Below are 14,964 nucleotides of genomic sequence, written 5' to 3'. Positions count from 1 at the left end.
TAAATATATCAGTAAGCCCTGCTAGTCAAGTGATTGGCTAGTAGTGAGGGTTAACTGCGGGTAATCCCTAAAGCTGATGGAACTACAGCGTGGCTAGAAATAGCGAGCGTGAATGTCGCGAAAGCAGAAAAAATCAATCAGATGGTGCAAGGTTAAACCCTAAACACTAGAACAATGGGTCTTCCGCCTCGAATCATCTAAGTCAAAATTGATAAGATGAACGTTCAACGACTATCTCGTATAACTGACGAGAGTACATCACAAGCCTATGGTGGTGGAAAAATCCTCTATCTTTAAGTAGATAAACATATAGTCTGCGCTCATGTGAAAACATGAGAAGTTCATAAGAGAACTGGCTAAGGAATTGCGCCCTTAGTTGAACAAGATAAATTTTATTGAATCTATCAAACTTTATTGAATCTATCGAACGTATGTGCTATGGTGGATTCAATGAGGTGAGAATAATAATGAAATTTTCACGAGTTAGTCAAGTATCAGAATTAACAGGTTTGCATCCGAGTAGTCTCAGGAGAATGCTGGTGGAACACGCTACTATTCAGAAGAACAAATCTTTCATTATCTGAAAGGTGAGTGCCCGAATAATCGCACAGTAAAGGAGTTAACTTCTGATGATATTGGCGAAGAAAGTCAGACTGATTCCAACGCCTGAACAAGAAAAAGTGCTTAGAAACCATGTTGGTGCTGCAAGGTTCGCTTATAACTATTGTAAAAGAATGAGTGATAGATACTATAAGCTATTTGGAAAATCTGTTTCACAGTTAGCTTTACAGAAACGATTTACAAAGATCAAGAAGCGAAAGAGATATAAGTGGTTAAAAGACATCAATGCACAAGTTCCCAAACAGGCTTCAAAAGATTTTGACAAGGCGAGGAAACATTCGTTCGAAAAGTACAAAAATGGTTATCACACTTCTTATAAATCCAAAAAAGATTTAATCCAAGGATTTTATGCCAATTATGAAAGACTGATTATAGGAAAGAAAGTAGTTCATATTCAGTCCATTGGAGAAGTGAAAACAAGCCAACAACTACCAAGAAACAAAAAACCATCCAATCCAAGAGTTACCTTTGATGGTCGTCACTGGTGGATTAGTGTAGGGTTCGAAGAATCCTTTGAAGCACAAGAACTAACCAATGAGTCGATTGGTGTGGATGTTGGTTTAAAAGAACTGTTTGTGGCTTCTAATGGTACGAAAGAACGAAATATAAACAAAGATGCCAAGGTTAAAAAACTTTTGAAAAGGAAAAAGTCAGCGCAAAGAGATATGTCTAGGAGATTTACAAAAGGTGTAAAAGTTCAATCCACAGGATATGAAAAAGCAAAAAACGAACACCTTCGGTTGTCTAGGAAAATTACGAATATCCGAAATAACCATATCCATCAAGCAACAGCTAAATTGGTGAAAACCAAACCAATGAGGATTGTTGTGGAAGACTTATCTATCTCAAACCTGTTAAAAAACAAAAAACTATCGAAAGCATTTTCATTTCAAAAATTAAACTTCTTCTTTCAATGTTTATCATACAAGTGCGAGAAGTATGGCATTGAGTATGTAAAAGCTGATAAATGGTTCGCCTCAAGCAAGATTTGCTCATGTTGCGGAGTTAAATACGACCATTCAGTTCAACCAGAAGGACAGTGGAGTTTAAAGATTCGTGAATGGGACTGTGTTCCATGCAATAGCCATCACGATAGGGATGTAAATGCTTCGATAAATTTATCAAGATGGGTAAAATAAATGCTTGATAATAGGAGGTAATGATACTGCCTCGTGTGGAGTGTTAAACCCCTCGTCCCTTCGGGGTTGCGAGAACACGATGAAGCACTAACTTGTGTAAATTTGATTGAATTGTATAGATTTAGTTAAGTTTATCGTATCGGGACGATAAAATGAATAGAACAGTTGGTTTAAAACAATTTGAAATGACGCGCGGGGCATTACTTAAATTTATGGAAACGTTAGATGATAAAACTGTGGATACGCAGCCAGAGGGCTTTAACAATACAATTCGCTGGCATATTGGTCACGTGTTAAGTGCAGCAGAAACTTTCATGTTTGGAAGAGAGTTTAAACACTTACCAACTGAATATCCAGGTATGTTTGGATATGGATCAAGACCATCTAAATGGGAAAAAGAAGGACCATCATTAGAAGTATTAACGGCTCAATTAAAAGAACAAGCAAAGCGTATTAACGAAATTCCAGCAGAAGCATTTGAAAATAAACTTCCAGAGCCATTCCTAGGATTGGAAACGGTAGGTGAGCTTTACGGTATGATGTTATACCATGAAGCAGATCATATTGGTCAAATGAAGGCGATGGAGCGTATTATTAAGGCTCTATAGATTTGAAAAAGCTAAAAAAACGAAATCCTAGATGGATTTCGTTTTTTTATTGAGCAAGCAGAGAAGATTAGGTGTTACTAAAATGTTTTTACATAATCAGCATTATCTTTTCAACTCCTTCAAATGTTTGAGTTGTGTAACAATCATAATGCTAATGACAACGAGTAAAAACCATGAGCTAATTTTGCTAAGGTGAACGAGGTTCCATGCTTCGCGTTGATTTGGATATTGCCATGCTCCGAAAAATGTTGCGATGTTTTCCGCAATCCAAATAAAGAATCCGATAAGGAAAAAGGAGAGTACGAGTGGCATTTTATATGTAACGCCTTGTAAGGAAAACTCCACGAAAGTTCGAAAGAAAACAATAAATAAAAGTAAAGTTAATACCCATCTAAAGTCATATAGAAAATGATGTGTAAAAAAATTGAAGTAAATCATAGCGCCTAATGGTACTGCAAAAATAGCTTTCGGCCAATTATACATTTGTAAATGCAATCTTCTCCACGCTTGGCATATGTAACTTGCGACACTCGCATACATAAAGCCGCTGTAAAGCGGAACTCCGAAAACTTTTGAATAAGCCTCTTCAGGATAACTCCATGAACCGAAATGTACTTTATATATTTCTAGTAAAAGGCCAATGAGGTGGAAAACAGTAATTACTTTCAGTTCATCTTTTGTTTCAAGACCTGTTTTGTACATAATCCATTGCATAAGAAGACATACGATAAGTATGAAATCATAGCGATATAATCCCGGAATAGAAATGATTTTTGAAAGGGCTAGTGTTAAGAAAATAACGGCGGGGAACAAGCAGGATAATGCTTGTTCGTAAGTAAAGTGTAGTAGTTGTTTTACATAAAACATTGTTTCACCTTCAAGGTATATATTTAGAAAATTAAAACAATAACTTAGTATACTACAAATATGGAAATAAAACAGTACGTCATTTTGCATGTATTTGTAAGTTTTAGAAGGGAATTGTAATAAGTATTTTGATAGTTTAACAAAGTAAAAAAATAGTTTGCTATTTAAAAAAAGTGGGGATATAATATCTAAATGAAAATGATAATTATTATCAATAATGATTATAAATAAAAAATAATTATAAAAAAGAACTGAATATAAAGGATGAAATGAAACATGTTACATAAGTCTACTGTACATGCTGGCAATAATCGCTGGATACATATTAAGTTCATATGTTTCATGAGCTTAACAATTATATGTTTAATTGGAGCTATATTTTTAGCCGTTGCATTTGGTGCAAAGGATATCCATTTGCAAACTGTGTGGGCAGCGGTTTTTGATTATAATCCGAAATTAACACAGCATCAAATTATTTATGAATTAAGGCTCCCAAGGGTAATTGGCGCAGCAGTTGTAGGAGCTGCTTTTGCAGTCGCTGGAGCTGTTATGCAAGGGGTAACACGAAATCCTTTAGCTGATGCAGGTGTACTTGGAATAAATGCAGGTGCGATGTTTGTAGTAGCACTTAGCTTTGCTTTTTTCCCGCATATGCCGTATTCCTATTTAATGATTGTCTCCTTTATTGGAGCAGTTTTAAGTACAGTACTCATTTTTATTATTGGATCAGCAACATCAGGCGGGCTAACGCCGATGAGGTTAACGATTGCAGGGGCAGTTATGGCCGCGCTTTTACATTCGTTAAGTTCAGGTGTCGCGATTTATTATGACTTAAGCCAAGATTTAGCGTTTTGGTATGCTGGTGGTGTTGCGGGGGTTAAGTGGGAACACTTGAAATTTTTAGTGCCTATTATTCTCATAACAATTGTTTTTGCGACAGCGCTAGGGCGATCTATTTCACTCATATCCATGGGGGATGACGTTGCTACGAATTTAGGTGTAAAAACGAACCGAACGAGAATACTCGGGATGATTATGGTAGTGATTCTAGCAGGTGTTTCTGTTTCAGCTGTTGGTTCCATTGGATTTGTAGGACTTGTCATTCCGCACATCGCTAGAAAATTAGTAGGTGTTAATTATCGGCTTATTATTCCTATGTCAGCATTATTAGGAGCTATGTTATTAGTTTTAGCTGATTTAGGGGCAAGAACAGTAAATCCTCCTAAAGAACTTGCGATAGGTATTATGGTAGCTCTTGTTGGAGTTCCGTTCTTCCTCTATATAGCACGTAAAGTTGGGAGTGAGCTATAAGTGAAGAATCTTTTTAACACGGATAAAAAGAGGGCTATTACTGTAACTACAATTTTCGGATGTATAAGTATCGCTGTAATTTTGATTAGCTTAAATACGGGGACGCTGAGCATCGCGCCGCTCAAAGTAATTCAAACGCTTTTTGGCTTTGGTGATTTTGAGAGTGCAACCGTGCTATACGATTATCGTATGCCAAGAATTATAATCACAATGTTAGCAGGTATTGGCCTTGGGGTTTCCGGTGCGATTTTGCAAGGATTATCTCGGAATGCACTCGCAGATCCTGGTATTCTCGGATTACACTCGGGTGCATCTTTCGGGCTTATTGTATTTGTTACTTTCTTTCATTCTATTAACGAGAGTGCAGCGATTTTAATACCGTTATTTACATTTGGCGGAGGAGTGTTAGCTGCATTTCTTATTGTTTTGCTTGCGAGTGATCGGTCAAAAGGTTTACTTCCCATTAGACTTATTCTTGTTGGTATTGCAGTTTCAGCTGGTTTTAGTGCACTTTCGTTATTTTTCTCGCTCAAGTTAAATGATGAGACGTATACATTCGCTTCTAGGTGGTTAGTTGGTAACGTGTGGGGAAGAGATTGGATTCATGTCCTAGCATTATTACCTTGGATTTTGATACTAACTCCATACGCATGGCTGAAATCCAAAACGTTAAATGCACTGTCACTAGGTGATAGTGTAGCAGCAGGACTTGGTGTATCTGTTCAAAAAGAACGGTTACTGCTTTTAGCTACAGCGGTAGGATTGTCTTGTGCAAGTGTATCAATGGCAGGGGGAATTGGCTTTATCGGCTTAGTTTCTCCGCATATCGCAAGAAAGTTAGTAGGTAGTACATATCAACATTTTCTTCCGTTAGCTGGCATAATTGGAATGATTATTTTAGTACTCGCGGATACGATAGGGCGATCTTTATTTGAGCCAAACTCTATTCCAGCTGGCGTAGTAGTAGCGGCTTTAGGTGCGCCATATTTTCTTTATTTACTTACAAAAACAAAATAAATACTTCAAAGAGGAGAACATATGAAAAAGAAACTTACTATTTTATTTAGCATTATGTTTATTTTAGTATTATCAGCATGTGGTCAAACGAAATCTAGTGAAGAGGCAACTAAAAAAACTGAAAAAAGTAATGATCCAAAAATTGCTTCTATGTCTATTCATTTAACGAATAACTTACTTGCATTAGGAATTACACCGGTAGGTTCTGTAATTGGTGGAGATTTAAAAGATTTCTTACCTCACGTGAAAGAACAGCTGAAAGATACGAAGAAACTGGGCGTTGTAACAGATCCGAATATGGAAGCATTACTACAATTAAAGCCATCTGAAATTTATGTGGATGAAAAATATGCTGGCAAAGATTTAGCGAAATACGAAAAAATTGCAAAAACACATACTTTTAATTTAGATGAAGGTACGTGGAGAGATCATTTAAAAGAAGTAGGTAAACTTGTAAACCGTGAGAAAGAAGCAGATAAATATATTCAAGACTATGAAGAACAATCAAAACGAGTAAAAAGTTTAATAGATAAAGAGTTAGGTAATAACGAAAAAGTAATGGCAATTCGCGTTACTGCAAAAGAATTACGTGTATTTAGTACGAAAAGACCGATGGGACCAATTCTATTCCAAGACTTAGGATTACAACCTGCAAATGGTGTAGAGAAAATTGATGGAAACCGTCCTTTCGAAGTAATTTCACAAGAAGTATTACCTGACTTTGATGCGGATGCTATTTTCGTTGTCGTAAACAGAGACGATAAAGCAAAAGCAGCATTTAAACAACTGCAAGAAACACCAATTTGGAAAGACTTAAAAGCTGTTAAAGGTAAGCACGTATACATTATTAATGATCAACCATGGCTTGACTATTCTGCTTTAGGTAACAAAATGGCAATGGATGAAGCAGAGAAAATGTTTACGAAATAATACAGTTTTGCTATTAGGAAAGGCCCTCTAAATTTGGAGGGTCTTTTTATTGTTGTTATTGTTAGAATAAATGAAAAATTATACAATGAAGTTAATTTAATGTAGAGGAGATGTGCCAATGTCAGCGCTTATTGTAAGTATCCCGTTAAAAAAACAGTTTATGGAACAAGGGGATAAAGTGAAACTTTAATCAGTGGGGGTTTTGTTCATCCCCCACTGATTATTAGCCTTCACCAATCGGGCGTTTACGGGCAGTTGATCTCCCACCTAACTTCTTCGCTCCAGCTGAATTTTGAGGTGGGAGTCTTACTGCCCGTTAATGCGGGATAAATAGGCTAGAATTATTGTCCCCGCTATTTAAAAAAGGGGGAGTTTTAGATGACGATGAATCTTTTTCAAAATAAAACTATTAAATTATCAGCTATTAGAGAAGCAGATGCTGAAGTAATGGCTATGTGGCAAGAGGATAGTGAGTACTTAAGAAATGTAGATACAGACTTGGCATTCCCGCAATCGTTACATGAAATAGCGAGTGATGGGCTATTAAAGGGACGGAGATCGAATAGTGTTTCTTTCATGTTAAGAACAGTTCAAGATGATCGCTTAATTGGTTTTGTTGCAATTCACGGCATAGAGTGGAATAACAGAACAGGTCTATTAGCAATTGGTATAGGAGAGGCAAATGATAGAGGAAAAGGGTTTGGGAGAGAAGCAGTGCATCTTATTTTAAAGTATGCGTTCTATGAAATGAATCTACACCGCGTCGGTCTCGATGTTATTTCTTATAATAAAGCAGCCATTGTACTGTATAAAAAGATGGGATTTCAGATGGAAGGATGTATGAGGGAAGCAGTTCAAAGAGATGGAAAGTGTTTTGATCGTATGATTATGGGGATATTGCGTGATGAATGGATAGAGCTGCAGAACTAGCAAAAACATACAGAATAATTGTGTAGTGTAGAGTGAAAAGTTGTAATGTTCAGGTAATTATGAGCGGAGGAGTGTACTAATGGAAGGTTTATCTTCATTAAGAGAGTGTTTATATCAGCTAGAGGAACGATTACTTAAACCAGGGATTCGCACATCTCAAAAGGAGCTTAAAAAGATACTTGCCGCTGATTTTTTTGAGTTTGGGAGTTCTGGTAAAGTTTTATATAAAAATGAGGATATCGATAAAAATGGAATTGGTGTAGTAAAAATGACTTTGAGTGATTTTGAAGTACATCCATTATCCAAAGATGTAGCATTAACTACTTATCAAATATTCAATGCAATGAATAATCAACACTCGTTACGTAGTTCAATATGGAAATTTAGAGAAGGAAGATGGCAAATGTATTTTCATCAAGGTACACCTGCTAAATTTTAATAAAGCTATGTTTTTTAGGTATGAAAAGAAACTATAAAAAATAGAATTGTTGAATATATGGTATGCAGGAGATATAATGGTAATTGGCTAAATTTTACAGTGTACTGATTGAATTTATAAGGAGTCATGCGAGATGAACTTAGAAAAAAGTAAGCCAGTAAACGAAGAGGTCGCTGAATTAAAGGAGCTTATAAAAGAATTGCACGGAAGTGTACACCAACTTCAAAGTGAAGTGCAGCAACTAAGGCATGAAAGACCAGTTGTTGAAGTGAGAAAAGGTGTTCAATTATCACCAGCAATAGTCGGACAAATTGGTGGTATGATTTTAGGTGGATTAGCAATTATAGGTATATTTTGGTGATGAAAAAAGGTTTGCAGCATGGTGCTGCAAACCTTTTGTATTTGACAACATAATTTCATGCAATACAATGTCTACATTAAATAACGTAAATAAATGTAAGCATGTGATAACAATAGCGCAATGATCGTTAAGGGGAAACCGATTTTTAAGAAGTCCATATAAGAGAATCCATGTCCTTCACGTTTTGCAATACCAGCAACGACTACGTTTGCGGATGCTCCGATTAACGTTCCATTTCCTCCTAAGCAAGCTCCAAGAGATAACGCCCACCATAGTACTTCGATTTGCGGGGAATCGACAGACAGTCCGAGACCTGTAGCTAAATCTTGAATAAGCGGAATCATCGTTGCAACAAATGGAATGTTGTCAATTGTCGCAGATGCAATGCCAGATACCCATAAGATAAGTATGGCAGCGAAACCGATGTCGCCATTTGTTACGTCAAGTACTTGTTGTGCAAGAGAAGAAATAAGTCCGATATCAATTAACCCGCCAACGAGAACGAATAGTCCGGCGAAGAAGAAAATTGTTACCCATTCAACGTGGGCGAATACATCTTCTATCTCATGTTCTTTCACACCGATTAACATCAGTAGAGTAGCACCTGTCATCGCAATAACGGCAGCATCTACATGAATAATAGAATGAAGTACAAAGCCTAAAATAGTTAGTCCTAAAATCGTGATGGATTTTAAAAGGAGACTTTGATCTTTAATATAATCTTTCTCATTTAATGCCATTAATTTTTTAATTTGCTCAGGCGTTGTTTTTAGTTTGTTACGATACATGAAGTAAATAATGCCAAGTGTAACGATAGAAATAATAATTACGATTGGAGCTAAGTTTAGTAAAAAAGCATTAAAGTCTAAATGCTTATTTGCTGATCCAATCATAATGTTAGGCGGATCACCGATTAGTGTTGCTGTTCCGCCTATATTTGAAAACAGTACTTCTGAAATTAAATAAGGAACAGGATTTACTTTTAAAATACGTGTAATGGATAGTGTAACAGGTACGATTAATAATACGGTTGTTACGTTGTCCAAAAATGCAGAACCGACAGCGGTTAATAGGGATAGTAATAATAAAATGCGGATTGGTTTTCCGCCAGCTGCTTTTGCTGCTTTAATGGCTACAAATTCAAATACGCCTGATTGACTCGTAATATGTACGAGAATCATCATCCCGATTAATAGGGTGATCGTTTCCCATTGAATATGTGATGTGAAAGCAGTATGTAAATCTACAATTCCAAAAATAATCATAATAGCAGCACCGAATAGTGCGATTACAGCACGATTCAATTTCTCAGAAATAATAAAACCGTACGTGACTAAAAATACGGCAATTGCAAAATAATATTGCCAATTTGCTACTTCATGTGCGGATTGTTCCAATCGTGTCACCTTCTTTAAAGTATGTATTCAATTGTAAAAATGCATCTCTCTGCATAATTTATATTGTAGCAAATTCAAAAAAGAAAGAAAACTATTTAACAAAGTGAAGGAAAAAATGTGAATTCTACATAGGATATAAAAAAATAATAAAACACAGTGCAAATTATTAGGAAAAGTGAGCGTTGTCCTCTAATATAGAGATAGCAATTTACATTATTTTTGCGTAAAATGGTTTAAAGAGGTGAATTCCGATGGAAATAGTAAAAGATAGTTCTCTTATTCAAAATGAAATTGAACGTTTTGTAAATAAAGATGTATATATTCATTTAGAAACGACGAACGGAGCGTATGCGTCACACTTTAATGAAAAGATGATGACAGTAGGAGCATTCATTCGAAATGCAATTATTCGCTTTGAGCGCGGGAAAATAACTGGAACAAACCCATACCGAGTTGGTTTGAAAATGGATCATGGCTGGGTATATGCAGAAGGTATTACGCACTGGGAAGTAGACGATAAAGAGCGTTTATTACTAGCAGGGCACGATAATCAAGGTCGCTTAGCGGTTGCACTTGAGTTAAGCTTAACGCCATTTAAGTAAGAAGGAGGGAAACTTATGGAGAGACATGTACTTGTTGTATTTCCGCATCCAGATGATGAAGCATTTGCTGCGGGAGGAACAATTCGCTTATTAACAGATCAAGGAGTACCTGTAACGTATGCGTGTGGTACTCTTGGACAAATGGGACGTAACATGGGGAAAAATGTATTCGCTAACCGTGAAACGATTCCAAATATCCGTGAAAAAGAATTAAAAGATGCATGTGAAGCGATGGGGATTCAAGATTTAAGAATGCTCGGTTTCCATGATAAAACGTTAGAATTTGAAGATGTTGATTTTGTTGCAGATAAAATTGAAACAATAATTCAAGAAGTAAATCCATCTCGAATTATTACATTTTATCCAGAGCACGGCGTACATCCAGATCATGATGCATTTGGCCGCGCTGTAGTTCGCGCTGTATCACGCATGTCAAAAGAAGAACGTCCAGTCATTCATGCGGTTGCAATTACGAAGAATCGCGAAGCGGTACTCGGTGAGGCTGATGTTGTAAATAATATTAGTGAAGTATTTGAACATAAATTAGCTGCACTAGGCGCACACCGTTCACAAACAGAAGCAATGCTTGAAGAGACACATGCAAAAATAAAAAACAAGGATGCAGCAACATTGAAATGGCTGCAACTTGAACAATTTTGGACTTATAAATGGGAGTAGGCTAGAAGGATACCTCCTAGTAGCTCTTACATAGAAACAGCGCCGTCACTTGTGATGGCGCTGTTTCTATGTAAGACTATATATTTCTTAGAGCCGTACTTCAAATTTTAAAATTAGCGTGCAGTATAGCCTCCATCAACAAGAAGTGTTGTACCATTAACAAAGCTAGCATCATCACTTGCTAAAAATAAGACAGCTTTGGCTATTTCTTTTGGTGTTCCAAGTCTGCCTTGTGGATGAAGTGAAGCTAAATATTCTTTCTGCTGAGGATTAACACTACCAAGTAAAGGGGTGTCAATATAGCCAGGGCACACCGCATTAATACGTATTCCATATTTAGCGTAGGCAGTACATAGATTTTGAGTTAATAGTTTCACACCACCTTTTGCAGAGGAGTATGCTGTTGGGGTAGGTAATGAAACAAAACTATGAATCGAACCAGCGTTAACGATGACACCGCCTGTACCTTGTTTAAGAAATTGTTCAATCGAATATTTATCAGAAAGGAATACCCCAGACAAGTTAATATCAATGGTTCTTTTCCATTTTTCATAGGACAATTCGTTTGCCGGTGCATCATCAGCAACGCCGGCATTGGCATACATAATATCTAATTTACCGTATTTACTTACTGTCTCATGGATTAGCTGTTTAATATCTGCTTCTTTTGTTACATCAGTTTTAATAAATAATGTATTATATCCATGTGCATTCAATTCATCTGATAGGCCTTTTCCACGTTCAGAAAAGTCAGCAATAACTACTTTTGCACCTTCTTCAATAAAAAGGCGAACAGTGGATTCACCAATTCCACTTGCACCACCAGTTATGATTGCTACTTTGTCTTTTAATTTCATATAAACCTCTCCATTCATCAATGAATTTAAGTCAAATTTTTTAGTCTGGTTATATCACTATTAACCTTAAATAATAAGTAGATAGAAGAAAAAATTAGAGTTTACTTAATTGTGAGAGTACTAATTTTTTCTTTATTTACTTTCTTTCTTTTTTGCACTTAATCCTTTTAGAAATGATATTTAGTAATAGTGTATAAGAAGTGTATATTTTGAATTATTTAATAGATTGATATATATTTATATTGATTAAATGATTTTAGTTTGCTAAAAATGGGGAAATCGATATGAAGATTAAATTTGCTGTAATAAAAGATGAAAATTTTGATTTTAGTCTATTAGAAACAAAATTATTGAAAACCTTTAAAGAAGTGGATAGTAAAGCTGATATTGTAAAAGTTGAGGATGAAATGTTTGAAAACAATGCTATTCAAACACATTTAGTGGAAATCAGCATTAATGTTCATGGGAAAAATATCGGATATAGATCTGCTTCAGCTAGTATATTTCTTGTACTAGAGAGTTTATCAATACAGCTAGTTCATATTAATATTAGTATACATTAAGTAGCTAAAAAAGATGATTTTTAAGAAGAGAATACTGACTATATTGAGTTTTAAATGTGAGAATGGTGATTTAAATAATAGTAATTATCGTAGGTGCTACCGCATGTTGGATTGCATCTTGTTTGTTGTCAAAAAAATAAAAAAGGCTTTAAATATGCTACAGGTCTTTATGAAACGGCATATAAAGAGTACTTAGAATACATTATTAAAGTGGAATAATGAGATTTCTTTTTATACCACATATTATCTAAACGAAGACTTATATATAGGAGAATGGAAACGTGTAAGTAATTCAATTAGATTGTACAAATAATTTGGTGTGCGGATGTACGGAATGTATTCACAGGTAAGAGGGTTGTCTCATAATATATATATAGTTTTTTCTATTGAGATGAACAGATGGTATGAATATATGGAAGATGTTTACGCTAAAATTGACAGTCTCAAGGCGGAGCAAAAAGAAATTATGAGAGACATTCGTAATTTAGAAACGCGTACCACTATTAATGAGAAAGACATAGCAACAATCAATAAGCAATTGGAAAAAATAAGTACAAACATAACTTGGATTTTGCGAATTATTATAAGTGCGATAGTAATGTCAGTTTTGGGGTTGATATTAAAAGGGATGATTTAATCTTGTGAAATAGGACGATATAAAAGAAAGAGGGGAGCTTCCCCTTTCTTTTATGTAAATGAGAAGCTATAAATTTTCCGTTTCTTTTTTATCTGCATATTTTTCCTCTAAGGAAATTAATAGAGGAATTGATATAGTTACAAGAATGATTAAAGTGGTTATAAAAGATTTAGAAAGAGAAAAAGAACCTTCGATTAAAGGTGATAAAGACTTGAATGAAAGTATACTTGTTATTAAGGAAACTATAAAAAAGCTAAAAAGAGACACATTTTTATTTTTGATAGATGTTTCTATAAAATCTTTAAGACAGCTTATGACGATAAATATAGTTAATATAATAAGAGAAATAAAATAATGTGTTAAATTTGTCATACTAATAGTAGGGTCGTCTATTATGTAAGCAAGTAACTTAGATACTAATATACCTCCAAACAATAAAATAATAAAAGCAAGTAATCCTTCCGATATATAAGTGCTGAAATTATCTTTCTTGTTAAAGAGTTTATAGTTTAGAGTAGATTGGATTATTTGAATTAGGAATAGGGTAATAATCCACACATAATATACAATTGGTAATTCTCCTGAGAATAGAGAAATTAGGAAGTTTACTATGGTCCTTAAAATTTCAATCATTACAAAAGTCCTCCTGTTTGTAAGCTTTGCGACATTAAAAAATGCTAGTCTATCGTTTAATAATTCGATCTATTAATTCAAACTATTCCTAATTATTCCATAAAATAGTGATGGTATCAAGTTATCCTTCTAACAAATCCTCCAAAGCTCAATACTAGAAAAAGAAACGCAATATGTAATATAATTGAAAAAGTATATTTTAAAATCAATGTTAATATTACCCTTCTATAAGTATTAACATGCGTAATTGAGGTGTTTTCTTTGTTGTTTTATGATCGAATTTCTATAATGGCCCCTCCTGTTCCGTAGCTAAGGAAAGTCTATTCATTCCTGAGATTTTCAAAGTTATAGGAGGGTATTAAAAGTGAAAAAAGTCTCAGTACCATCACTCTGGTTAATGATTATTCTTGTGGCATTTCCACAAATTAGTGAAACAATTTACACACCGTCTTTACCGGATATTTCAAAGGCGTTGCACGTAAGTAATAATGAGGTACAGTTAACGCTTAGTGTTTATTTTGCTGGATTTGCTTTAGGTGTATTTTTTATTGGATGGTTATCAGATATAATTGGTCGTCGCCCAGCAATGTTATTTGGAATTGTAGTATATGGCGCTGGAAGTTTCTTATGCTATATTGCAAATTCTATTGAATTTTTATTGTTTAGTCGTTTTATTCAAGCATTTGGAGCAAGTGCTGGTTCAGTTGTGACACAAACGATTCTTCGTGAAAGTGTAGAGGGGCATAAACGTCATGTTATGTTTGCTCAAATTTCGGCAGTCATTGCTTTTACACCAGCGATAGGTCCACTAATTGGGGGCTTTCTTGATCAAATGTTTGGATTTAAAATAGTATTTTTAAGTTTAGTTGTTATGAGTGTTGGGATTTTGTTATATACGTTCGTTTCACTTCCGGAAACAAAAACGGACGCAATAACGGGTAAAATAAATGTATTTTCTGTATTAAAACGGTTGATTACAAATCCGAAAGTAGTAACATATGGGTTATTAATTGGAGGAGCGAATGGTGTTTTATTTAGCTATTATGCGGAAGCGCCGTTTATCTTTATTGAATACTTTCAGTTATCACCTAGTATGTACGGGTTTCTAGGAATTGTTGTCGCTTCCGCTTCTATTATTGGAGCGAAAGTTTCAAAGCGGTTACTTGCTACTTATAAACCAGAGAAAATTATATATATCGGTTCTCTTGTAATGGCAGGGGAGCTATCCTCTTAACTGTTATTACTTTATTTGGATCAAATCCAAACATAATATATATGATTGGATTTTTAGTAGCGATGTTTATATTGCTATTAGGAATTGGGGTAGCATTACCTAACTGTTTAAGTTTAGCATTAGTAGATTTTCAAGATGTC

16 protein-coding genes and 1 pseudogene are annotated in these 14,964 nt (G+C 35.0%); 13 read left to right on the top strand and 4 right to left on the bottom strand.

What is annotated here, in order from left to right; genetic code table 11:
- Positions 1–629 precede the first annotated feature (629 nt).
- Both JFT89_RS22675 and JFT89_RS22670 read left to right on the top strand, forming a co-directional pair.
- Entirely contained in the window at positions 630–1,760 is a 1,131-nt protein-coding gene (locus JFT89_RS22675) for an RNA-guided endonuclease InsQ/TnpB family protein (RefSeq protein ID WP_201040664.1), read from the top strand.
- 152 nt (positions 1,761–1,912) lie between these two features.
- The gene (locus tag JFT89_RS22670; protein ID WP_201040662.1) at positions 1,913–2,368 is read left to right on the top strand and encodes a DinB family protein; all 456 of its coding nucleotides are present in this window, start codon (positions 1,913–1,915) and stop codon (positions 2,366–2,368) included.
- A 102-nt stretch (positions 2,369–2,470) separates the two neighbouring features.
- On the opposite strand, the gene JFT89_RS22665 is transcribed toward JFT89_RS22670, so the two are convergent.
- Entirely contained in the window at positions 2,471–3,235 is a 765-nt protein-coding gene (locus JFT89_RS22665; RefSeq protein WP_002066421.1) for a DUF817 domain-containing protein, read from the bottom strand.
- Between the two features lie 276 nt (positions 3,236–3,511).
- Between JFT89_RS22665 and JFT89_RS22660 the strand changes: the two genes are divergently transcribed.
- From JFT89_RS22660 to JFT89_RS22635, 6 genes are all read left to right on the top strand, one after another.
- On the top strand, positions 3,512–4,546 hold the full coding sequence (locus JFT89_RS22660) for a FecCD family ABC transporter permease (RefSeq protein ID WP_201040660.1): 1,035 nt from the start codon (positions 3,512–3,514) through the stop codon (positions 4,544–4,546).
- Complete coding sequence (locus tag JFT89_RS22655) at positions 4,547–5,563, top strand: FecCD family ABC transporter permease (protein ID WP_201040659.1); 1,017 nt, start codon at positions 4,547–4,549, stop codon at positions 5,561–5,563. It begins immediately after the preceding gene.
- A 21-nt stretch (positions 5,564–5,584) separates the two neighbouring features.
- Positions 5,585–6,493 carry an iron-hydroxamate ABC transporter substrate-binding protein gene (locus tag JFT89_RS22650; RefSeq protein WP_002014213.1) on the top strand — a complete coding sequence of 303 codons (909 nt, stop codon included), beginning with the start codon at positions 5,585–5,587 and terminating at the stop codon, positions 6,491–6,493.
- Between the two features lie 378 nt (positions 6,494–6,871).
- A complete protein-coding gene (locus tag JFT89_RS22645; protein WP_002128401.1) occupies positions 6,872–7,423 on the top strand; it encodes a GNAT family N-acetyltransferase in 552 nt (183 codons plus the stop codon).
- 79 nt (positions 7,424–7,502) lie between these two features.
- The gene (locus tag JFT89_RS22640; RefSeq protein ID WP_016095180.1) at positions 7,503–7,862 is read left to right on the top strand and encodes a nuclear transport factor 2 family protein; all 360 of its coding nucleotides are present in this window, start codon (positions 7,503–7,505) and stop codon (positions 7,860–7,862) included.
- Between the two features lie 133 nt (positions 7,863–7,995).
- Complete coding sequence (locus tag JFT89_RS22635; protein ID WP_001047523.1) at positions 7,996–8,223, top strand: coiled-coil domain-containing protein; 228 nt, start codon at positions 7,996–7,998, stop codon at positions 8,221–8,223.
- Between the two features lie 71 nt (positions 8,224–8,294).
- Here JFT89_RS22635 and JFT89_RS22630 read toward each other — a convergent pair whose 3' ends face one another.
- Positions 8,295–9,620, bottom strand: coding sequence for an ArsB/NhaD family transporter (locus JFT89_RS22630; protein ID WP_201040657.1), 1,326 nt, complete (start codon positions 9,618–9,620; stop codon positions 8,295–8,297).
- Positions 9,621–9,871: 251 nt separating this feature from the next.
- On the opposite strand from JFT89_RS22630, the gene JFT89_RS22625 reads away from it, so the two are divergent.
- Positions 9,872–10,222 (top strand): YojF family protein, encoded by a 351-nt coding sequence (locus JFT89_RS22625; RefSeq protein ID WP_000407039.1) that lies wholly within the window; start codon positions 9,872–9,874, stop codon positions 10,220–10,222.
- A 15-nt stretch (positions 10,223–10,237) separates the two neighbouring features.
- Positions 10,238–10,900 carry a bacillithiol biosynthesis deacetylase BshB2 gene (gene bshB2 / locus JFT89_RS22620; RefSeq protein ID WP_201040655.1) on the top strand — a complete coding sequence of 221 codons (663 nt, stop codon included), beginning with the start codon at positions 10,238–10,240 and terminating at the stop codon, positions 10,898–10,900.
- Positions 10,901–11,013: 113 nt separating this feature from the next.
- Here bshB2 and JFT89_RS22615 read toward each other — a convergent pair whose 3' ends face one another.
- Complete coding sequence (locus tag JFT89_RS22615) at positions 11,014–11,757, bottom strand: SDR family NAD(P)-dependent oxidoreductase (RefSeq protein ID WP_002087632.1); 744 nt, start codon at positions 11,755–11,757, stop codon at positions 11,014–11,016.
- Positions 11,758–12,041: 284 nt separating this feature from the next.
- Here JFT89_RS22615 and JFT89_RS22610 point away from each other — a divergent pair, with 284 nt between their 5' ends.
- Both JFT89_RS22610 and JFT89_RS22605 read left to right on the top strand, forming a co-directional pair.
- Positions 12,042–12,320, top strand: a complete 279-nt coding sequence (locus JFT89_RS22610) for a hypothetical protein (RefSeq protein WP_002066431.1) — start codon at positions 12,042–12,044, stop codon at positions 12,318–12,320.
- A 412-nt stretch (positions 12,321–12,732) separates the two neighbouring features.
- Positions 12,733–12,957: a hemolysin XhlA family protein gene (locus JFT89_RS22605; RefSeq protein ID WP_002066432.1), complete on the top strand. Its 225-nt coding sequence runs from the start codon at positions 12,733–12,735 to the stop codon at positions 12,955–12,957.
- Positions 12,958–13,023: 66 nt separating this feature from the next.
- Here the strand turns inward: JFT89_RS22605 and JFT89_RS22600 are convergent, their stop codons facing one another.
- Positions 13,024–13,590, bottom strand: coding sequence for a DUF5823 family protein (locus JFT89_RS22600; RefSeq protein WP_201040652.1), 567 nt, complete (start codon positions 13,588–13,590; stop codon positions 13,024–13,026).
- A 364-nt stretch (positions 13,591–13,954) separates the two neighbouring features.
- Here JFT89_RS22600 and JFT89_RS22595 point away from each other — a divergent pair.
- Positions 13,955–14,964: pseudogene (locus JFT89_RS22595) on the top strand (multidrug effflux MFS transporter); the annotation flags it as partial.

This window comes from Bacillus sp. TH25, from assembly GCF_016650935.1.
GTDB lineage: Bacteria > Bacillota > Bacilli > Bacillales > Bacillaceae_G > Bacillus_A > Bacillus_A mycoides.
Note: the sequence above shows the minus strand (reverse complement) of the source record. Positions and strands in the feature narration are given on the sequence as shown.

Bases quoted from the DNA above. Each gene is read 5' to 3' on its own strand.
- JFT89_RS22635 (WP_001047523.1), top strand. From the start codon at position 7,996: ATGAACTTAGAAAAAAGTAAGCCAGTAAACGAAGAGGTCGCTGAATTA.
- JFT89_RS22625 (WP_000407039.1), top strand. From the start codon at position 9,872: ATGGAAATAGTAAAAGATAGTTCTCTTATTCAAAATGAAATTGAACGT.
- JFT89_RS22610 (WP_002066431.1), top strand. From the start codon at position 12,042: ATGAAGATTAAATTTGCTGTAATAAAAGATGAAAATTTTGATTTTAGT.
- JFT89_RS22615 (WP_002087632.1), bottom strand. From the start codon at position 11,757: ATGAAATTAAAAGACAAAGTAGCAATCATAACTGGTGGTGCAAGTGGA.
- JFT89_RS22605 (WP_002066432.1), top strand. From the start codon at position 12,733: ATGGAAGATGTTTACGCTAAAATTGACAGTCTCAAGGCGGAGCAAAAA.
- JFT89_RS22660 (WP_201040660.1), top strand. From the start codon at position 3,512: ATGTTACATAAGTCTACTGTACATGCTGGCAATAATCGCTGGATACAT.
- JFT89_RS22675 (WP_201040664.1), top strand. From the start codon at position 630: ATGATATTGGCGAAGAAAGTCAGACTGATTCCAACGCCTGAACAAGAA.
- JFT89_RS22670 (WP_201040662.1), top strand. From the start codon at position 1,913: ATGAATAGAACAGTTGGTTTAAAACAATTTGAAATGACGCGCGGGGCA.
- bshB2 (WP_201040655.1), top strand. From the start codon at position 10,238: ATGGAGAGACATGTACTTGTTGTATTTCCGCATCCAGATGATGAAGCA.
- JFT89_RS22645 (WP_002128401.1), top strand. From the start codon at position 6,872: ATGACGATGAATCTTTTTCAAAATAAAACTATTAAATTATCAGCTATT.
- JFT89_RS22665 (WP_002066421.1), bottom strand. From the start codon at position 3,235: ATGTTTTATGTAAAACAACTACTACACTTTACTTACGAACAAGCATTA.
- JFT89_RS22600 (WP_201040652.1), bottom strand. From the start codon at position 13,590: ATGATTGAAATTTTAAGGACCATAGTAAACTTCCTAATTTCTCTATTC.
- JFT89_RS22640 (WP_016095180.1), top strand. From the start codon at position 7,503: ATGGAAGGTTTATCTTCATTAAGAGAGTGTTTATATCAGCTAGAGGAA.
- JFT89_RS22650 (WP_002014213.1), top strand. From the start codon at position 5,585: ATGAAAAAGAAACTTACTATTTTATTTAGCATTATGTTTATTTTAGTA.